14 protein-coding genes are annotated in these 20,475 nt (G+C 66.7%); 12 read left to right on the top strand and 2 right to left on the bottom strand.

Annotated elements, in window-relative coordinates; genetic code table 11:
* The first annotated feature begins 354 nt into the window (after positions 1 to 354).
* The 12 genes from L0966_RS01585 to cysG all read left to right on the top strand — a co-directional run bounded on the left by L0966_RS01585 (position 355) and on the right by cysG (position 18,050).
* Positions 355 to 1,848: a histidine kinase gene (locus tag L0966_RS01585; protein WP_234050098.1), complete on the top strand. Its 1,494-nt coding sequence runs from the start codon at positions 355 to 357 to the stop codon at positions 1,846 to 1,848.
* Complete coding sequence (locus L0966_RS01590) at positions 1,845 to 2,489, top strand: response regulator transcription factor (protein WP_234050099.1); 645 nt, start codon at positions 1,845 to 1,847, stop codon at positions 2,487 to 2,489. Before L0966_RS01585 ends, L0966_RS01590 begins: the two co-directional genes overlap by 4 nt.
* Positions 2,490 to 2,670: 181 nt before the next feature.
* Positions 2,671 to 6,723 (top strand): bifunctional nitrate reductase/sulfite reductase flavoprotein subunit alpha, encoded by a 4,053-nt coding sequence (locus L0966_RS01595; RefSeq protein ID WP_234050100.1) that lies wholly within the window; start codon positions 2,671 to 2,673, stop codon positions 6,721 to 6,723.
* A 60-nt stretch (positions 6,724 to 6,783) separates the two neighbouring features.
* The gene (locus tag L0966_RS01600) at positions 6,784 to 7,374 is read left to right on the top strand and encodes an ANTAR domain-containing response regulator (RefSeq protein WP_234050794.1); all 591 of its coding nucleotides are present in this window, start codon (positions 6,784 to 6,786) and stop codon (positions 7,372 to 7,374) included.
* Positions 7,375 to 7,376: 2 nt separating this feature from the next.
* A complete protein-coding gene (locus L0966_RS01605; protein WP_234050101.1) occupies positions 7,377 to 8,615 on the top strand; it encodes a CmpA/NrtA family ABC transporter substrate-binding protein in 1,239 nt (412 codons plus the stop codon).
* A gap of 282 nt (positions 8,616 to 8,897) precedes the next feature.
* A complete protein-coding gene (locus L0966_RS01610) occupies positions 8,898 to 10,283 on the top strand; it encodes a CmpA/NrtA family ABC transporter substrate-binding protein (RefSeq protein ID WP_234050102.1) in 1,386 nt (461 codons plus the stop codon).
* A gap of 54 nt (positions 10,284 to 10,337) precedes the next feature.
* Positions 10,338 to 11,420 carry an ABC transporter permease gene (locus L0966_RS01615; RefSeq protein ID WP_234050103.1) on the top strand — a complete coding sequence of 361 codons (1,083 nt, stop codon included), beginning with the start codon at positions 10,338 to 10,340 and terminating at the stop codon, positions 11,418 to 11,420.
* Positions 11,421 to 11,430: 10 nt separating this feature from the next.
* The gene (locus tag L0966_RS01620; RefSeq protein ID WP_234050105.1) at positions 11,431 to 13,218 is read left to right on the top strand and encodes an ABC transporter ATP-binding protein; all 1,788 of its coding nucleotides are present in this window, start codon (positions 11,431 to 11,433) and stop codon (positions 13,216 to 13,218) included.
* Between the two features lie 111 nt (positions 13,219 to 13,329).
* Positions 13,330 to 13,743, top strand: a complete 414-nt coding sequence (locus tag L0966_RS01625; protein ID WP_234050106.1) for a globin family protein — start codon at positions 13,330 to 13,332, stop codon at positions 13,741 to 13,743.
* A 19-nt stretch (positions 13,744 to 13,762) separates the two neighbouring features.
* Positions 13,763 to 16,207 carry a nitrite reductase large subunit NirB gene (gene nirB / locus L0966_RS01630; protein ID WP_234050107.1) on the top strand — a complete coding sequence of 815 codons (2,445 nt, stop codon included), beginning with the start codon at positions 13,763 to 13,765 and terminating at the stop codon, positions 16,205 to 16,207.
* 19 nt (positions 16,208 to 16,226) lie between these two features.
* The gene (gene nirD, locus L0966_RS01635) at positions 16,227 to 16,568 is read left to right on the top strand and encodes a nitrite reductase small subunit NirD (RefSeq protein WP_370640631.1); all 342 of its coding nucleotides are present in this window, start codon (positions 16,227 to 16,229) and stop codon (positions 16,566 to 16,568) included.
* Positions 16,569 to 16,577: 9 nt separating this feature from the next.
* Entirely contained in the window at positions 16,578 to 18,050 is a 1,473-nt protein-coding gene (cysG, locus tag L0966_RS01640) for a siroheme synthase CysG (protein WP_234050109.1), read from the top strand.
* Positions 18,051 to 18,129: 79 nt separating this feature from the next.
* On the opposite strand, the gene L0966_RS01645 is transcribed toward cysG, so the two are convergent.
* Both L0966_RS01645 and L0966_RS01650 read right to left on the bottom strand, forming a co-directional pair.
* Complete coding sequence (locus tag L0966_RS01645; protein WP_234050110.1) at positions 18,130 to 19,206, bottom strand: aminotransferase class III-fold pyridoxal phosphate-dependent enzyme; 1,077 nt, start codon at positions 19,204 to 19,206, stop codon at positions 18,130 to 18,132.
* A 118-nt stretch (positions 19,207 to 19,324) separates the two neighbouring features.
* Positions 19,325 to 20,389, bottom strand: a complete 1,065-nt coding sequence (locus L0966_RS01650; RefSeq protein WP_234050111.1) for a GTP-binding protein — start codon at positions 20,387 to 20,389, stop codon at positions 19,325 to 19,327.
* Between the last annotated feature and the right edge of the window lie 86 nt (positions 20,390 to 20,475).

Below are 20,475 nucleotides of genomic sequence, written 5' to 3' on the forward strand. Positions count from 1 at the left end.
GGCCCGCTGTCTCGCGATGTTTGTGCAATTGCGGCCGGGAACTATTGGCAATCCATCGCGGGGGAGCTTGGCAACGCCTTCGGGAGCCGGGAGAAATTCGGGGCGGGCGGCGTGCGGCGGCAAAGGTGGGGTGCCCGGCCCAAGGTGTCGTGTCTCCCTGGTATAATGTGGTAGTCTTCCAGGGCGCCCGCATGTTTTGAGAAATATAATAAGAGTTTCATTAGAGCCGTTTCTGTAGTGCCGCCCGTCATTTCACGTGACGCGCGGGGCGGGACACAAGAACGGGGCACAAGAATCGGCGCGCCGGCCGTCGGTCCCGGCGGGCGGCGGCGTGTTGAAGGGGGAGGGTGCCATGTGTCGTTTTCCGTCTGGCGTGTGCTTGCGCGCGGCGACATGAGCGTGGCGGATATGCTGCGCGCCGCTGCGCCGGTGTGCGAACGGGCGTTGAGGCCCCGCGGCCGGTCGCTGACGCTGCGCGCCCAGGTGCTGGGGGTTGTGCTGGCCATCAATGCGGTCGCGGCGCTGGTCGCGGGCTGGGTCGTGGTGCTCAACGCCCGTGCGGCCACCCGCAGCGAAATGGCGGCCTCGGTGGAGATGGCCGAGCAGATGGTCCGGGAGGCGGCGGAGCGCTTCGCCGCCGATCCGCAGGCGCTGGAAGATGCGCTGCCCGGCCATTTGCGCCATCTGCGCCATGTCCGGCTCTCCCTCTCCGATGCCGCCGGCCGGCCGCTGAGCTTTGCTCTTCCAATCCCGCAGCACCGTGCCGACAGCGCGGTGCCGGAGTGGTTCGGCCGGCTCATCGGGGTTGAGAAGATGGAGCGCGAGGTCGCGATCACAGCTGCCGGCGCAACGGTCGCGCGGGTGCAGGTGGAGGGGGTTCCCGACGACGAATTGGCCGAGGTTTGGGACGATGTGACGGATTTCGCCTCGGTCGCCATCGGTGTGAATGCGGCGATCCTGCTCGCGCTTTACGTGGCGCTGGGCCGGGTGCGGCGGGACCTGGCGGAGTTCCGCGCCGCCCTCGGCGAGCTGGAGCATGCGGACCTCAGCCACCCTTTGGCGCCGCCGCGCATCCGCGAGCTGGCGGCGGCAGCCGATGGGGTGAATGCCCTGGCTGAAGCCCTGGGCGCCGCCCGGTGGGAGAATGCGCGCCTCAGCGCGCAGCTCGTCAGCCTGGAGGAGGACGAGCGCAGGCGGATCGCCGGCGAGCTGCACGACGAGCTGGGTCCGCTCATGTTCGGGCTGAAGGCGGGTGCAGATTCGCTGGCGCGCATGGCCGCCCAGGGGCCGCCGGATCTGGCGGAGAAGCTCTCGGCGCGGGCGGGCAATCTCGTGGATATCGTGGAGCGCATGCAGGGGGCGAACCGGCGCCTGCTGCGGCGCCTGCGCCCGGCGTCGCTCGGCCATGTTCCGCTGGCGGACGTCATTTCCGGCCTCGTCGCCGACTTCCGGCAGCACGATCCGGAACGGCATTTCCATCTGGAGCTCGGCCCGCTGCGCGCCGGCTACGGTGCTGCCACCGATGCCACCCTCTATCGCTGCGTGCAGGAGGGCGTGACCAATGCATTGCGCCATGGGGATGCCCGCACGGTGGCGGTGGCACTGCGCGAGCAGCGGGATGGGGCGGGGGGTACGCGCCTGCGCCTCTTGGTGCGTGATGACGGCACGGGACTGCCGCCGCAGGTGCGGGAGGGGCTGGGCCTTGCGGGCATGCGCGAGCGCGTGCGCGCGTTGGGTGGATGGTGCGCGCTGGCCGATGGCAATTGCGGCGGCGCGGGGCTGACGGTGGAACTTCCCCTTGCGGGGGCGACGGCCGCGATGCCGTTCGCGGAAGAGGCGAAGTCATGACCAAGGTGTTGCTGATCGACGACCATCCCATCGTTGCGCAGGGCTGCCGCTATATTCTCGAAGAGGCGGGCGTCTGCGAGCTGATGGAGGCGGCGACCGCCCTGGCCGGCTATCGTCTGTTCCGGCGCAAGCAACCGGATGTGGTGATCGTGGATCTCGCCCTCAGCGGCAGCGGCCTCGCCGGCCTCTCCTTGGTGCGGCGTCTGCGGGCGCAGGCGGCCCGGTTGCCGATCCTGGTGTTTTCCATGCATGCGGACCCCGTCATTGCCAGTCGCGCGCTGGAGGCCGGCGCGACCGGCTATCTGGTGAAGGACACGTCCGCCGGCGACCTGCTGGCGGCCTTCGACAAGGTGCGGCGCGGCCAGCCTTATATCGGTCACGAGCTGGCGCTCGAGGTGGCCATGATGAGCAGCCGCGCCCGCCCGGGCACCATGGCCGACCTCACCCCGCGCGAGCTTCAGGCCCTCGCGCTGCTGGCGGAAGGCAAGGCCTATGGCCAGATCGCGGATGAGCTGGGGGTGAGCTACAAGACGGTGGCCAACACCTGCTCACAGCTGAAGACGAAGCTCGGCGCCGGCAATCTGGCGGAGCTGATTCACCGCGCCATCCGCTATGTGTCGGCCGCCCCGGCGGCGCGATAGGGTGGATCGGGGGCTTGCCTTTGGCCTGCGCTTCCGTTTTACTGATTGTATTCGTTTGAAATCGCCGCCGGGCCTCGCGTTGGGGCCATGCGGCTGAGGACAAGATCCTCCGTGGCAAAGCCGCCACCTGCGCTTCCGCATTGGAAGCGTCGGTGGCGGCTTTTTTCGTTTTGGGGCCGGCATGAGCAGCGCGACGCAGGCGACGGACAAGGTGAGGAGCGTGTGCCCCTATTGCGGGGTCGGCTGTGGCATCGAGCTCCATGTGCGGGGCGGCGAGGTGGTGAAGGTCGCGGGCGACAAGGCCCATCCGGTGAATGCCGGCCGTCTGTGCACCAAGGGCGCCACCTGCGCCGAGCCGCTGGGACGGGGCCGCCTGAAGGGCGCTTTCGTGCGCGAGCGCCGCAGCGACGAACAATGCCCGGCATCGGTGGACGACGCGGTGGCCCACACGGCGCGGCGGCTGCGGGAGATCATTGATCGCGATGGGCCCGACGCCTTTGCCTTCTACGTTTCCGGACAGATGTCCATTGAGGCGCAATACCTGGCCAACAAGCTCGCGAAGGGCTTCATCCGCACGCGCCACATCGAATCCAATTCGCGCCTGTGCATGGCCAGCGCCGGCAGCGGCTACAAGCTCTCCTTCGGTGCCGACGCGCCGCCCGGCTCGTATGACGATTTCGACGCGGCGGACCTGTTCCTCGTCATCGGCGCCAACATGGCCGATTGCCATCCCATCCTGTTTCTTCGCCTCATGGACCGGGTGAAGGCCGGCGCCAAGCTCATCGTGGTGGACCCGCGCCGCACCGCCACGGCGGACAAGGCGGACCTGTTCCTTCAGATCCGTCCGGGCACCGATCTCGCCTTTCTCAACGGCCTGCTCCATCTGCTGGCGGCGAACCGGCACACCGACCCGGACTTCATCGCCCGCCACACCTCCGGATGGGCGCAGGTGGAGGCGCAGCTTGCCGATTATCCGCCGGAGCGGGTGGCGGAGCTGACCGGGATCGCGGAGGCGGACCTGCGCCAGGCGGCGCGGCTCTTGGGTGAGGCGAAGGCCTGGACCACGTGCTGGACCATGGGCCTTAACCAGAGCAGCCACGGCACAGCCAACACCACCGCCATCTGCAACCTGCATCTGGCCACCGGCCAGATCTGCCGACCAGGGGCGGGGCCCTTTTCGCTCACCGGCCAGCCCAATGCCATGGGCGGGCGCGAGATGGGCTATATGGGTCCGGGTCTGCCGGGACAGCGCAGTGTGAGTTCGGCGGAGGATCGCGCCTTCGCCGAGAGCCGCTGGGGCCTGCCGGCGGGCACCATCCGTGCCGATGCCGGGGCTGGCACGCTGGCCATGTTCGAGGAGATGAAAGCGGGCCGCATCAAGGCCTGCTGGATCATCTGCACCAATCCGGTTGCCTCGGTGGCCAACCGCCAAGTGGTCATCGACGCGCTGAAAACCGCCGAGCTGGTGGTGGTGCAGGATGCCTTCCTGGACACGGAGACCACGCCTTATGCCGATGTGCTGCTCCCCGGCGCGCTGTGGGCGGAGGGGGACGGCGTGTTCGTCAATTCCGAGCGTACCCTGACGCTGGCCGCCGGGGCGGTGGAGCCGCCCGGTGAAGCGCGGGCCGACTGGAGGCTCATCGCCGATGTGGGACGCGCCCTGGGGCATGGGGATGCCTTCGCCTATGCCGATGCCGGCGAGGTGTTTGCGGAGATTGCGGGCTTTTCCAATCCGCTCACGGGCTATGACCTCAGCGGTGCCAGCCATGCGCGCCTGCGCGCGGGGCCGCTGCAATGGCCGGTGGCGGCGGATGGAGAGGCGCGCAATCCCGTCCGCTATCTCAATGACGGGCGCCACATGCCGCTGATGGTCGAGGCGGATGGTCACCGTCCGGGCCTGCGCTTCGCGACCCCGGACGGGCGCGCGCGCTTCGTGCCCTCGCCCCATGTGCCGCCGGGGGAATGGGCGGACGCGGACTATCCCTTGGTTCTCAATACCGGCCGGCTGCAACACCAGTGGCACACCCTGACCAAGACCGGGAAAGTGCCGACCCTCAACAAGCTGAACCCCGCGCCATTCCTGGAACTGCACCCGGTCGAGGCGGCGCGGATGGGGATCGATGAGGGGGACCGGGTGGAGGTGCGCTCGCGCCGGGGCAAGGCGGTGCTGCCCGCGCGCCTCAGCGACCGGGTGAAGGAGGGCAACTGCTTTGCCCCCTTCCACTGGGCCGACGTGTTCGGCGACGGCATCGCCGTCAATGCGGTGACCAGCGATGCCGTCGACCCCGTGTCCCAGCAGCCGGAATTGAAGATTGCCGCGGTCGCCCTCACCCGGGTCGGTGCCGCGCCGGAACGGGAGGCGCAACAGATGGCGGCCGCATCACCCTCGCCCGGTCCATCGGCCGGCGCTCTGTCGGCCTTCGTTGGGCTGCTGGAAACGGCTCCAAGCCTTGATCTTTCCCTTACGCGCGAGGAGCGGATCTACCTCACCGGCTTTTTGACCGGGCTGCAGGCGCAGCCGGTGGCGGAAGGGCGCGAGGTGCCGGTGCTGCCGCCCACCGCTCCGGTTGCGGAGGCGACCCGCCTTGCGGTGAATGGCCTGTTCGCGGGCCTCTTCTCCCGCCTGCCGCTGTTGTCCTCCCAGGAGGGGCCCGCTGTCCTGGTTGCCTTCGCCTCCCAGACCGGCCGCGCGGAGGCGGCGGCGGGTGCGCTGGCGGAGATGCTGCGCGAAGGCGGGCGCGGCGTGCGTCTTGCCGCTCTTGACGATCTGTCGCGGGAAGACCTGTCGCGCGCCGGCGCCGCCGTTTTCGTGGCAAGCACCTTCGGTGATGGCGACCCGCCGGACAATGCGGGCGCCTTCTGGTCGCGCCTGAACGAAGAGCAGGCCCCGGACCTCGGCGGGCTGCGGTTCGCCGTGCTGGCCTTCGGCGACAGCACCTATGCCCAGTTCTGCGGTTTCGGCCGCAAGCTGGATGGGCGCCTGGCCGAGCTTGGGGCGCAGCGCCTTGTGGAGCGGCTGGATTGCGAGCCGGATGGGGAGGAGGAGGCCGCCGCGTGGCAGCGTGGCGTGGCGCAGCTGCTTTGCACGGGACCGGTGCCGCCGGCCCGGTCACGGGGCGAGGTGCGGCCGGCCTTCAGCCGGCGCCATCCCTTTCCCGCGCGGCTTCTGCGCAACCGCCTGCTGAACGCCCCTGGCAGTGGCAAGGAGGTGCGCCAGATCGGCCTGGCCATCGGCGAATTGGCTTACGAGGCCGGCGATGCCCTGGGCGTGGTGCCGCGCAATGATCCCGCCCTGGTCGCGGAGATCATGGACCTGCTGCAGCTCGACGCAGAAAGTCCCGTGGAGCTGGGTGCGGAAGGCGAGGTCCGCCTGCAGGACGCGCTGGAGCGGCATTATGAGATTGCCCGGCCCCATCCCGATTTCCTGCGATGGTGGGCGCAGGTGTCGTGCGACACGGAGCTGAGAGGGCTTCTGGCCGGCGAGCGTGCCGCTTTGGACCGATGGCTCTGGGGTCGGCAGATGGCGGACCTGCTGCGGCGCCGGCCAGGAAAGGTGGCGGCGGAAGAGTTCATAAGCGTGCTCAAGCGCTTGCAGCCGCGCCTCTATTCCATCGCCTCAAGCCCCCTGACGGCGCCGGGAGAGGTGGATCTCACCATTTCCACCGTTCGCTATGGGTGCGACGGGCGGCGGCGGGGCGGTGTGGCCTCCACCTTCCTGGCGGACCGGGCGGGGGATGTGCCGGTGTTCGTGCAGCCTTCCGCCCATTTCCGGGTGCCCAAGACGGGGGATGCGCCCATGGTGATGGTGGGGCCGGGCACGGGGATCGCGCCCTTCCGCGCCTTCCTGCAACAGCGCGAGCTAACGGGCGCTGGGGGTCGCAACTGGCTGTTCTTCGGCGAGCAGCATGCCGCCAGCGATTTCTATTATCGCGATGAGCTGGAGGCGTGGCGGGTGAGCGGCCATCTCACCCGGCTCGACACCGCCTTCTCGCGCGACCAGGCCGAGAAGATCTATGTGCAGGACCGGATGCGGCAGGCGGGCGCGGAGCTGTGGCGCTGGCTGGAGGAGGGGGCGCATTTTTATGTCTGCGGCGATGCCTCGCGCATGGCGAAGGACGTGGACGCCGCCCTGGTGGAGATCGTCGCCACCCATGGCGCGCGTGATGCCGATGCGGCGCGGGAGTATGTGGCACAGATGGGGACCGCCAAGCGTTATGTCCGTGATGTGTATTGATGAAGAGCGCCCAATCGTGCTTGCGTGGCGGGGCTTGCGAAGCTCGGGCTTGAAGGCGTGATGCGCGACGCGGACCTTTCCATTCTCGTCATCGACGAAAACGCCATTCGCGCGCAGATCATCGAGGAAGGCCTGCGCGCGGCCGGCCATGCGCGGGTGACAGTGGTGCACGAAATCCAGGGTGTGGCGCGAACCATCGAGCGCGTTTCGCCGGACGTGATCGTGATCGACCTCGAAAACCCCAATCGCGACATGCTGGAAAGCATGTTCCTGTTGTCGCGCTCCGTGCAGCGGCCCATTGCCATGTTCGTGGACCGCTCCGACAAGGCCGCCATCGAGGCGGCGGTGGAGGCGGGGGTTTCGGCCTATGTGGTGGACGGGCTGAAGCAGGAGCGGGTCAAGCCCATCCTCGACATGGCCATCAGCCGCTTCAACGCCTTCTCCCGCATGGCGCGGGAGCTGGAAGAGGCGCGCACTGAGCTGGAGAGCCGCAAGATCGTCGATCGGGCAAAGGCCATCCTCATGAAATCCCGCGGGCTTTCGGAAGATGCCGCCTACAAGCTCCTGCGTAGCACCGCCATGAACCAGAACCGAAAGATTGCCGACATCGCCCAGAGCCTCGTCATGGCCGCTGGATTGCTGGAGGGCTAGGCATGACCGAGGAAGCCGATATCCGCGTGGGCTTCGTGCCGCTGCTCGACAGCGCCATCCTGGTGAGCGCGGTGGTGAAGGGCTTCACCCGCGAGGAAGGGCTGGTGGTGGCGCTGCGGCGGGAGCCGTCCTGGGCCAGCATCCGCGATCGCCTGGCCGTGGGGGCGCTCGATGCCGCCCACATCCTGGCGCCCATGCCCATTGCGGCCAATCTGGGCCTGTTCCCGCTCTCACCCTCCCTCATCGCGCCCATCGCCATGGGCCTCGGCGGCAATGCGGTGACGGTTTCCAACGCCGTGGCGGGGGAGCTGCGGGACGCGGGGGCGGGCGACACGCTCGACGCCGGCGTGGTGGGGCGGGCCTTGCGCGACGTGGTGGTGGCCCGCCGCGCGCGGGGGCTGGCGCCGCTGAAGTTCGGTGTCGTCTACTCCTTCTCCGGGCACAATTTTGAGCTGCGCTTCTGGCTGGCTGCCTGCGGCATCGATCCGGACCGCGACGTGCAGATCGTGGTGCTGCCGCCGCCGCAGATGCCGGGCGCCCTCGCAGAGGGGCTGATCGACGGTTTCTGCGCCGGCGAGCCATGGAACACGGCGGCGGTGCGGGCGGGCGCGGGCGCCATCGCGACGGTGAAGGCGAAGATCTGGCGTTCCAGCCCGGAAAAGGTGCTGGGGGTTTCCCGCCCCTGGGCACAGGAGAATGCGGCGGCCCTCGATGCCTTTTTGCGCGCCCTCTACCGCGCGGCCCTGTGGTGCGCCGACAGGGCGAATCATGAGGAACTGGCGCGCATCCTGGCTTCGCCGCGCTTCATCAATGTCGACCCCGCCCTGTTGATGACCGGCCTCACCGGGGCCATGGAAGTGGCCCCGGGGCGCACCGTTCAGGTGGACGACTTCTTCCTCACCGCCGGCAAGGCCGCCACCTTCCCCTGGCAGAGCCACGCTTTGTGGTTCTACAGCCAGATGGTGCGCTGGGGCTTCTGCAGCCATTCCCCGCACAACACTCTGATCGCCCGCGATTCCTACCGGCCCGACCTCTACCGGCGCGCGTTGCGGGGGCTTGGCGCGCCATTGCCGGGGGCAAACCTGAAGGTGGAAGGCGCGCTGGTGGCCCCCACACTGGTTGGCGCGGCCAATTCCAGCCTGGTGCTGGGGCCCGACGGCTTCTTTGACGGCCACATCTTCGACCCCGATCAGATCGACGATTACATCCGATCCCAGATGGACGAGCGCGTGTCTGGATGACCTGGAGTTGCGCGTTAAGTGTCTAGAATTTGGGCAGGCGAGTGAAATAGTCAGCAAATGGCGCATCGCACAAGAAAGTCTGTTGCAGAATTAGAATAAGCGTGTTTCAGTAGCTCATCCCAATATTCGGTGCCCAATGGCGGGCACCCTGGCAAAGCCGCCAAACCGTTCAGTCCCACCCGGGGCCTGGAAACGGTTTCGCGGCTTTTTTGCGTTTTCGCCCCCGCTTTCGCGGGCCACAGCCTCCACGGGGACCTTCCCCAAACTTCGAGATTGGCGCCCATGACTGATGCCGTAACGAAGCGTTCCTTCCTGCTCTCCGCCGTGGCCGTGCTGGTGGGCCTTTCGGCTCCCGCGTTTGCGGGCGCGCTGCCGGTGGAGAAGGACGAACTGAAGCTCGGCTTCATCAAGCTCACCGACATGGCGCCGCTCGCCATCGCCAAGGAGAAGGGCTTCTTCGAAGATGAGGGGCTTTATGTGACGCTGGAGCCGCAGGCCAATTGGAAGGTGCTGCTGGACCGCGTCATCACCGGCGAGCTCGACGGCGCCCACATGCTGGCCGGCCAGCCTTTGGCCGCCACCATCGGCTTCGGCACCAAGGCCGACATCGTCACGCCCTTCTCAATGGACCTCAACGGCAATGCGATCACCGTGTCCAATGCGGTGTGGCAGCAGATGAAGGCGAAGATCCCCACGGGGCCGGACGGCAAGCCCCAGCACCCCATCAAGGCGGATGCGTTGAAGCCGGTGGTGGAGAAGTATAAGGCGGAAGGCAAGCCGTTTAATCTCGGCATGGTCTTCCCCGTCTCCACCCACAATTACGAGCTGCGGTATTGGCTGGCGGCGGGCGGCATCAATCCCGGCTATTACTCGCCCAGCGACGTGTCCGGCCAGATTAAGGCCGATGCTCTTCTGTCCGTGACGCCGCCGCCGCAGATGCCCTCCACCCTGGAGGCTGGCACCATCGAGGGCTATTGCGTGGGCGAGCCCTGGAACCAGGCCGCCGTGTTCAAGGGCATCGGCGTGCCGGTGGTGACCGATTACGAGATCTGGAAGAATAATCCCGAGAAGGTCTTCGGCCTCACGAAGGAATTCACCCAAAAATACCCGAACACCACCCTGGCGCTCACCAAGGCCCTCATCCGCGCCGCCAAGTGGCTGGATGAGAACAATGACGCCAATCGCGCCGAAGCGGTGAAGATCCTGTCCAAGCCCGAATATGTGGGTGCGGATGCCAAGGTCATCGCTAATTCCATGACCGGCACCTTCGAATACGAGAAGGGCGACAAGCGCGACGTACCGGACTTCAATGTCTTCTTCCGTTACAACGCCACCTATCCGTATTACTCGGACGCGGTGTGGTATCTGACCCAGATGCGCCGGTGGGGGCAGATCCCCGAATATAAGTCCGACGCCTGGTACGCCCAGACCGCCAAAGACGTGTACAAGCCCGATATCTACATGAAGGCGGCCGAGCTGCTCATTGAAGAGGGCAAGGCGAAGAAGGATGAATTCCCCTTTGGTACCGATGGCTACAAGCCGGCCACCAATGAATTCATCGACGGTGTCACCTTCGACGGCAAGACACCCAACGCCTACATCGACGCCCTGCCCATCGGCCTGAAGGACCACCAGAAGGTCGAAGGCAACCAGATCACCGGCGGCTGAACACCGGCGGCCGAATACCGGTACGTCAAGATACGCAAGGCGAGGACTTTTCTCATGTCCAACGTTTCCGACACCTTCGATGGCGCAGCGGCCAAGGCGGCGCGCCGGGAGAAAGTCTTCTGCGGCATCAACCGGGCGGCCGGCTGGCTCAATGTGTTGGGTCTCGGCTTCCTGGTCCCGCTGATGAAGATCGCGGCCGGCGACAATGTTGCCGAGCAGCTGGGGGAATTGAAGCGGGTGTTGCTGGTGCCGCTGGCGGGCATCCTGGTGTTCCTGGCCGTGTGGGCGTTCCTGGCGCCCAAGGTGCAGACCTCGCTCGGCGCCATTCCCGGCCCGGCGGCGGTGGTGGAGCAGGCCGGCGCGCTGTTCGCCGACCATGTGGCCGAGCGCAAGAAAGCGGAGGCCTTCTATGCCCGGCAGGACGCGCGCAACGCTGCCCTTGTGGCTGAAGGCAAGGCCGATCAGGTAAAGGTGCGCTCTTATACGGGCAAGCCGACCTATATCGACCAGATCTACACGTCGCTCATCACCGTGGGGCTGGGCTTCATCATCGGCACGGTCATCGCCATTCCGGTGGGCATTGCCTCCGGCCTGTCGAAGACCTTCAACGGGGCGATCAATCCGCTCATCCAGATCTTCAAGCCGGTGTCGCCGCTGGCCTGGCTGCCCATCGTCACCATGGTGGTGTCGGCAGTGTATCTCAATCCGTCCGACTGGCTGCCCAAGTCCATGGTGATCTCGGCGGTGACGGTGACCTTGTGCTCCCTGTGGCCCACAATCATCAATACGGCCCTGGGCGTCGCCTCCATCGACAAGGACCTGGTGAATGTGGGCAAGGTGCTGCAGCTCTCCACCTTCACCACCATCCGCAAGCTGGTGCTGCCCTCGGCGCTGCCGCTGATCTTCACCGGGCTGCGGCTGTCCCTGGGCGTGGGCTGGATGGTGCTGATCGCGGCCGAGATGCTGGCGCAGAATCCGGGCCTTGGAAAGTTCGTGTGGGACGAGTTCCAGAACGGCTCTTCCTCCTCCCTGGCGCGCATCATGGTTGCGGTGTTCACCATTGGCATCATCGGCTTTGTGCTGGATCGGGTGATGTTCGCCCTCCAGTCCGCCTTCACCTTCTCCACGAACCGTTGAGGGCAGGGTCATGAGCGCGCTTCAGCCCCGTCCCAACACGCCTATTCTGGAAGCCCGCGGCGTTGCCAAGGGGTTCGGAATGGGGGAGGCCCGCAATGCGGTGCTGGGCCAGATCGATCTCGATGTGCACGAGGGCGAGTTCATCGCCATCGTGGGCTTCTCCGGCTCGGGCAAGTCGACGCTCATCTCCCTTTTGAGCGGCCTGTCCCAGCCGGATGCCGGCGAGGTGCGCTTCAAGGGCGAGCGCGTGACGGGTCCCGCCCCGGAGCGCGGCGTGGTGTTCCAGAATTACGCGCTCATGCCGTGGCTCTCGGTGGAAGCTAATGTGTCGCTGGCGGTGGACGCCGTGCATAAGAGCCTGCCCAAGGCGCAGCGGCGCGACATCGTCGCGAGCACCATCGACATGGTGGGCCTCTCCCACGCCAAGGAGCGCAAGCCGGCGGAGCTTTCCGGCGGCATGCGCCAGCGCGTTTCGGTGGCGCGGGCACTCGCCATGCGGCCGGATGTTCTGCTGATGGACGAACCGCTGTCCGCCCTCGACGCCCTCACCCGCGCCAAGCTGCAGGACGAGTTCGCCGCCATCTGCGAGCGGGAGAAGAAGACCATCGTCCTCATCACCAATGACGTGGACGAGGCCATTCTGCTGGCCGACCGCATCCTGCCTTTGACGCCGGGGCCCGAGGCCACGCTGGGGCGGTCCTTCGCGGTGGACCTGCCGCGCCCGCGGGAGCGCGGGGCCATGAATTCGGACCCGGACTTCATCCGCATCCGCGCGGAGGTGACGGAATATCTGCTGGATCTCGGCGCCCGGCGCGGGGTGGACGCACAGCGCGACATCCTTCTGCCGAATGTGGTGCCCATCACCCAGAAGCCGCTGGCCGATAAGCTGCCGGCCGCCTATGCCAAGCGCGCCCATTCGCCCATCGAGCGGCGTTTCGTGGAGTTTTCCGACCTGCGGAAGGTGTATCCGACCCCGAAGGGGCCGCTCACCGTGGTGGATGGCTTCGACCTGAAGATCAATAAGGGCGAGTTCATCTCCATTATCGGCCATTCGGGCTGCGGCAAGTCCACGGTTCTGTCCATGGCGGCGGGGCTGAATGCCATCTCTTCCGGCGGCATCGTGCTTGATGGGCGCGAAGTGTCCGGCGCCGGGCCGGACCGGGCGGTGGTGTTCCAGGCGCCCTCTCTCATGCCGTGGCTGACGGCGCGGGAGAATGTCGCCCTCGGCGTGGACAAGGTCTATCCCGATGCCTCCTCCGCCGAGCGGCGCGACATCGTTGAATATTATCTCCAGCGTGTGGGCCTGGGCGATGCCATGCACCGGCTTGCCGCCGACCTCTCCAACGGCATGAAGCAGCGTGTGGGCATCGCCCGCGCCTTCGCTTTGTCGCCCAAGCTGCTGCTTCTGGACGAGCCCTTCGGCATGCTCGACAGCCTCACCCGCTGGGAGCTTCAGGAAGTGCTGATGGAGGTATGGGCCCGTACCAAGGTCACCGCCATCTGCGTCACTCATGATGTGGACGAGGCCATTCTGCTCGCTGACCGGGTGGTGATGATGTCCAACGGGCCGAACGCCAGGATCGGCAACATCATGGACGTCGATCTTCCGCGCCCGCGCACCCGCAAGGCGCTGCTGTCGCACCCTGATTACTACGCCTATCGCGAAGAATTGCTGGATTTCCTGGAGGCGTACGAGGGCGGGGCCAATCCGGCCGCCGAACAGCTCCAGGCCATCCAGAACAAGCGCGCGGCGCGCATGAGGCGTCAACATCCCGGCGCCAGCGAGGCGGTGGGCTGAACCGCCTCGGGTGAGGGCGGGTTCGCGTAAAAGCATTGTAAGTCAATCCATTACGGAAATTTCCGTGCGCCATGGCGAACGGGGAAACGCTCTTGCTCGGAGACATGGACGATGGATTCGGAACAGATCGATTTGGTTCGTACCTCTTTCGCCAAGGTGGTGCCTATCCGCGAGCAGGCGGCTGGGCTCTTCTATGGCCGCCTGTTCGAGATCGCGCCGGAGGTGAAGCCCCTTTTCAAGGGCGACATGGCCGAGCAGGGCAAGAAGCTGATGGCCACCCTCGCGGTGGTCGTGAACGGCCTCACCAATCTTGAAGCCATTCTGCCAGCGGTGAAAGAACTGGCGGTGAAGCATGTGGATTACGGCGTTGCTCCGGAAGATTACGCCAAGGTGGGCGCCGCGCTCATCTGGACCCTGGAGCAGGGCCTGGGTGCGGATTTCACCCCCGAGGTCCGAGAGGCCTGGGAGAGCGCCTACACCACCCTTTCCGATGTCATGATCCAGGCCGCCACCCAGCCGGCTTGAATATTTGAAGGACAAAGCCGTGACCCAGAAGCTTGTCATCATCGGCAACGGTATGGCCCCCGGCCGGATGCTGGAAGAATTGCTCGAAAAGGCGCCCGGCCTTTACGAAATCACCATTTTCAATGCCGAGCCGCGCGTCAATTATGATCGCATCATGCTCTCGCCGGTGCTGTCGGGCGAGAAGGCCTATGAAGATATCATCATTCACGATGATGCCTTCTACGCTTATCACGGCATCACTTTGCACAAGGGCGCCAAGGTGACGACCATCGACCGCGCGGCCAAGACCGTGACGGCTGAGAACGGCATCACCGCGCCCTATGACAAGCTCGTCATCGCGACCGGTTCCACCCCCGTCATCATCCCCGTGCCGGGGGCGGACCTGCCCGGTGTCCTCGCCTATCGTGATCTCGACGATGTCTCTCGTATGCTCGAGATCGCGCGGAATGGCGGCCGGGCAGTGGTCATTGGCGGCGGCCTCCTGGGCCTGGAGGCCGCCTATGGCCTGAAGCGCCAGGGCATGGAGGTGAGCGTCGTTCACCTCATGCCCACCATCATGGAACGCCAGCTGGACCCGGCCGCCGCCTATCTCCTGGAAAAGGCGCTGGCCGATCGCGACATCACCATTCTCACCAAGGCCAATACGAAGGCGATCCTGGGCACGGACGAGGTGGAAGCCGTTGTGCTGGACGATGGTCGGGTGCTGCCGGCCGATCTGGTGGTGATGGCGGTAGGCATCCGCCCCTCCGCGCAGCTGGCGAAAGAGGCGGGGCTCGAGGTCAATCGCGGCATCGTGGTGGACGACGGCATGCGCACGTCCGACCCCGCCATCTATGCCCTGGGCGAGTGCGCGGAGCATCGCGGCCAGTGCTACGGCCTCGTGGCGCCGCTCTATGAGAGCGCCAAGGTGCTGGCGGATCGGCTTTCCGGCGGGCAGGGCGAATATCATGGCTCGGTGACCTCCACCAAATTGAAGGTCACGGGGGTCAATCTCTTCTCCGCCGGCGATTTCAGCGAAGGGGAGGGGCGCGAGGAGATCGTGCTGCGCGATGCCTCCGCCGGCATCTACAAGCGCATCATCCTGAAGGACAACTGCATTCTGGGTGCCGTGATGTATGGCGATGTCGCCGACGGCCCCTGGTATTTCGACATGCTGAAGCGCGGCACGGATGTGTCGGAGCTGCGCGCCACGCTCATTCATGGCCAGGCCTTCCAAGGCGGGGGCGAGGCCAAGGACCCGGCTGCGCTGGTGGCCGGGCTGCCGGACGACGCGGAAATCTGCGGCTGCAACGGCATCTCCAAGGGCAAGATCGTCGCCGCCATCCGCGAGAAGGGCCTGACCACCCTGGCGGACGTGCGGGCCCACACCAAGGCCTCCGCCTCCTGCGGCTCGTGCACCGGCTTGGTCGAGCAGGTGATGGCGCTGACGCTGGGCGAGGCCTATCGCCCGGCGGTGGTGGAGCCGGTGTGCGGCTGCACGGATCTTGGCCATGACGATGTGCGCCGCCTTATCCGCGCCAAGGGGCTGAAGACCATTCCCGCTGTGATGCAGGAGCTGGAATGGAAGACCTCCTGCGGCTGCGCCAAGTGCCGCCCGGCGCTGAACTATTATCTCGTCTGCGAATATCCGGATGAATATGCGGACGACTACCAGTCCCGCTTCATCAATGAGCGCGTGCACGCCAACATTCAGAAGGACGGCACCTATTCGGTGGTGCCGCGCATGTGGGGCGGGGTGACCTCTTCCGCCGAGCTGCGCGCTATTGCCGATGTGGTGGACAAGTTCGCCATTCCCATGGTGAAGGTCACGGGCGGCCAGCGCATCGACATGCTCGGCGTGCGCAAGGAAGACCTGCCCGATGTCTGGGCGGACCTGGGCAAGGCCGGCTTCGTCTCCGGCCAGGCCTATGCCAAGGGGCTGCGCACGGTGAAGACCTGCGTGGGCTCGCAATGGTGCCGCTTCGGCACCCAGGATTCCACCGGCCTCGGCATCCGCATCGAGAAGTTCATGTGGGGCTCATGGACGCCGGCCAAGGTGAAGCTGGCCGTCTCCGGCTGCCCGCGCAACTGTGCGGAAAGTACCTGCAAGGATATCGGCATCATCTGCGTGGATAGCGGCTACGAGATCCACTTTGCCGGTGCGGCGGGCCTCGACATCAAGGGCACAGAGATTCTCGGCACGGTGAAGACCGAGGACGAGGCGCTGGAACACGTGGTGGCGCTCGCCCAGATGTATCGTGAGGGCGCGCGCTATCTGGAGCGCATCTACAAATGGGCGAAGCGCATCGGCTATGACGAGGTTCGCGCCCAGATCATGGACGATGCCGAGAAGCGCAAAGGTTATTTCGAGCGCTTCGTGTTCTCCCAGAAGTTCGCGCAGGTCGATCCCTGGTCGGAGCGGGTCTCCGGCAAGGACAAGCACGAATTCAAGCCCATGGCGGTCATCGCCCAGGCGGCAGAGTGAGGGCGCAAAGATGACCGACATGAACTGGATCGCCATTGGCCACCTCAGCGACATTCCCCGCCGGGGGGCCCGCTGCGTCACCACCCCCAAGGGCCGTATCGCCGTGTTTCGCACGGTGGATGACGCGGTGTTCGCCGTGGTGGACCGCTGCCCCCACAAGAAGGGGCCGCTCTCCCAGGGCATCGTGCATGGCCATTCCGTGACCTGCCCGCTGCACAATTGGGTCATCTCCCTGGAAGACGGAACCGCCCAGGGCGCCGACGAGGGCGCAACGCCCACCTTGCCACTGCGCAATGAGGATGGGGCCCTTTTCATCAGCCTCGACACCCTGTCGCTGCCCGCCGATCTGGCGGCGGAATAGGAGGACGCTATGGCCTGCGCATCGCTCCCTGCTCCCTTTTCCGTTGGCCGCGAACCGGTTGCCCGTCGCCCCGCGCGGGTGGAGCCGCTGGCGGTGCTGCCCGTGTTCCTCGATCTGAAGGGCCGAAAGGCGCTGGTGGTGGGCGGCTCCGATGCCGCCGCCTGGAAGGCGGAGTTGCTGGAGGCGGCGGGCGCCAGCGTGCATGTGTGCGCCGAGACGCTGGGGCCCGCCATGGCCCTGCTGGTGCAGGAAGGGCGCATCTCCCACGAGCCCGCATCCTGGCGTACCCTGGCGCTCGACGCCTTCGCGGTGGCGGTGGCGGACCTGGAGGGCGCGGAGGCGGAAGACTTCGCCCGCTCCGCCCGGCGGGCCGGGGTGCCGGCGAACGTGATCGATCAGCCGGCTTTGTGCGCCTTTCAGTTCGGTTCCATCGTGAACCGCTCGCCGGTGGTGGTGGGCATCTCCACCCATGGCGCGGCGCCGGTGCTGGGGCAGGCCATCCGTAGGCGGATCGAGACGTTGCTGCCGCGCCACCTTTCGGCCTGGGGTGCCCTCGCCGCGCGCATCCGCCGCCAGGTCGCCGAGCGCTTCGCGACGGTGGCGGAGCGGCGGGGCTTCTGGGAAGCCTTCGCGGAACGGGCGTTCACGTCCGCGGCCGCACCGCAGGCGGCGGAAGACGTGGTGTCGCGGCTCGCTCGCCCGCTGCCGCAGGGCGGCTCAGTCACCCTGGTGGGCGCGGGCCCGGGCGATGCCGAATACCTCACCTTGAAGGGCATGCGCGCGCTTCAGTCGGCGGATGTGATCCTGTTCGACGATCTGGTGTCGCCGGAGCTGCTGGAGCTCGCCCGGCGCGAGGCCAAGCGCATGCTCGTGGGCAAGCGCGGCGGGCGCGAGAGCTGCCGGCAGGAGGACATAAATGCGCTGATGCTGCGCTTCGCGCGGCAGGGCAAGAGGGTGGTGCGGCTGAAGGCGGGCGACCCTTCCGTGTTCGGCCGCTCGGGCGAGGAGATCGCGGCCCTGGAGGCGGCGGGCATTCCCGTGAGCGTGGTGCCGGGCATCACCACGGCGAGCGCGCTGGCGGCGGGGCTCAACACCTCGCTCACCCATCGCGATGCCGCGCAATCAGTGCGGTTCGTCACCGGCCATTCGCGCAAGGGCGTGTTGCCGGACAATATCGATTGGCGTGCCGTGGCCGATCCTGCCACCACAACCGTCTTCTATATGGGCGGCCGTACCGCATCACAGATTGCCCGGAGGCTGCTGGACCAGGGCATGGCCCCCGCCACGCCCGTCATCATCGCTGCCAATGTCAGCCGCACGGATGAGCGACGCTGGAGCGGGCCCCTGTCCGCCTTGGCGGACGGCATGGCGCAGATGGGGCATGATGATCCGGTGGTGATCGGCATCGGCCGTGTGTTCGCCGGCGTCAAGGCCGCCTCCGCAGGCGATTTTGTCGCCGCACCAGCGCTGGCCGCGGGCTGACATGAGTGGTTGGCGCCCTGGCGCCACGGCCCCGGGCGCGCCTCTCCTCAAAGTCGATGGCACGGGAGGAGTTCCGTGCTCACTCCATGCCTTGAGCGATGTGCTCAAGGATGGCGATCGCCATGTCGATTTCCTTTTCGCGCACCGTGAGGGCCGGGAACAGGCCCAGCACATTGCCCATGGGGTGGGTGCGCAGGCCCGCGGCGGCCGCCCGCTCGGCCATGGCGAGGGCGCCGGCGGGGCACTCCAGCCCCTGCATCAGGCCCAGGCCCACCACCGCGCTGAAAATGGCGCGGTGGTTGAAGGACACAGTGGATAGCCGGTCCTCCAGCGTCCAGGAGCGGCTCTGCACCTCGGCCGCGAAGTCCGGATTGGCGATGCGGTCCACACGCACATGGGCCAGTTCCAGCGTCGCCTCACTGGGGGCGAAGGCCGGCGGGGTGGCCCCGCGCGCGACCTTGCCGGTGGTGAGCACGCCGGCGAGGGGCTCTTCTCCCGCCAGCCCGTGGCCCAAAATCATCAGATCCGGCGTGACGCCCGTCCATTCATACGCCCACATCATGCCGGTGCGGCAAAGCCCGCTGGCCGTCTCGTCGAAGGCGAAGACAATCCCGTAATCATCCGTGGCCTCGCGCAGAACGGCGAGCAGGCCGCGGGAGGTCTCCTCGAAGGTGGGAACCGTGCGCACCGGGGCCACGAGGATGCCGGCGGTGCGCGGCGTGATGGCCGCCAGCACCGCGCCGGGATCGTCGGTGGTCAGAATCTCAATGCCGTCCTCTCCGGCGAGGCCGTCGGGAAGGGGCGTGTTCTGCGGGCCGGCGCAGTAGATGAGGTGGGTGCGCTTGGGTCGGCCCGCCACCTTCTGGAAAGCCCGGATGGTCTGTAGCGCGAACCGGCCGGCGCTCGCGCTATCGGGCAAAAGAAAGCCCTGGTCCGCGAACGAGACGGGCAGCAGCTTTTCAATGAGGGAGGGCCCGCTGCGGTCGCCCGGATCGCTCTCCTCCAGCTCTTCCGCGTCCTCGTCGGGGGCGAGGTCGTAGGGCGCATCGAAGTTGAGCGCACGGAGCTCGGCCTGCGGCGGCTGGGTCTCGGCGCCAAAGGTGGCCGTGCCCGCGGGCTGGGGCTGAGCGGCAGGGGCGAGAGTGGGGTCGGACATGCAGCCTCCTTCCGGCCTCACGGCGGTTCGCACGTGTTCGCATCCGCCGCAAAGGTGCGCCGCAACCGGGCGGACCGCAAGCCGGTCCGCCCGGTCGGGGGAGAATGGCGGCGCGCCCTCAGGCGACGCAGGAGAGGAAGCCGTCCTTGAGCTTTGCCTCATCGAGCTTGCGACCGATGAAGACAATGCGGCTGACCCGCTTCTCATCGTCCTTCCAGGGGCGTTGGTGGTCACCGTCCAGAATCATGTGGACACCCTGAAACACGAACCGGTCCGGATCATCCTTGAAGGACAGGATGCCCTTGGAGCGCAGGATGTTCGGCCCCTCGGTCGCCACCAGATTCTGCACCCAGGGGAAGAACTTTTCCGGGTTCAGCGGCGCGTCCGTGGCGAAGGACACCGACTGCATCTCGCTGTCATGCACCGCGTGGAGGCCATGGTGGTGCTCATGGTCATGACCGTGATCATGGCCACAGCCGCAATCGGGGCCGTGCTCATGGTCGTGATGATGGTGGTCGTGCTCCTCCTCCTCGAGGAAGGCGGGCTCGATCTCCAGGATGCGGTCAAGGTCGAAGGCGCCCTGGTTCAGCACCTTGGCCACATCGATTTCCGACTTCTGGGTGCGGTAGAGCTTGGCATAGGGGTTGATGCCGCGGATGCGGGCTTCCACCTCCTTCAGCTCGTCGGCGCTCACGAGGTCGGTCTTGTTGAGCAGGATCACGTCGGCGAAGGCCACCTGATTCTTGGCCTCGGGGGCATCCTTCAGGCGGTCGGAGAGCCACTTGGCGTCGGCCACCGTCACCACGGCGTCGAGTCGGGTCTTGGCCTGCACTTCCTCGTCCACGAAGAAGGTCTGGGCGACGGGGGCGGGGTCGGCAAGGCCGGTGGTCTCGATGATGATGCCGTCGAAGGCGCCCTTGCGGCGCAAGAGGCCGTCGATGACGCGGATGAGGTCGCCGCGCACGGTGCAGCAGATGCAACCGTTGTTCATCTCGAACACTTCCTCGTCAGCGCCCACCACGAGGTCGTTGTCGATGCCGATCTCGCCGAACTCGTTGACGATGACGGCGAACTTCTTGCCGTGGGGCTGCGAGAGGATGCGATTGAGCAGCGTCGTCTTGCCCGCGCCGAGATAGCCGGTGAGGACGGTCACGGGGATCTTGTCGGACTGAATATCTGCCATGGTTCACACCTGAATGGGCGCGCGCCCGGCTTGGGGCCGGGCGCCGCTGGGGTGTCGCGGATCAGCTCCGCGCGTTGAAAATCTCG

Source organism: Xanthobacter sp. NM-59 (assembly GCF_021401125.1).
Taxonomy (GTDB): Bacteria; Pseudomonadota; Alphaproteobacteria; order Rhizobiales; family Xanthobacteraceae; genus Xanthobacter.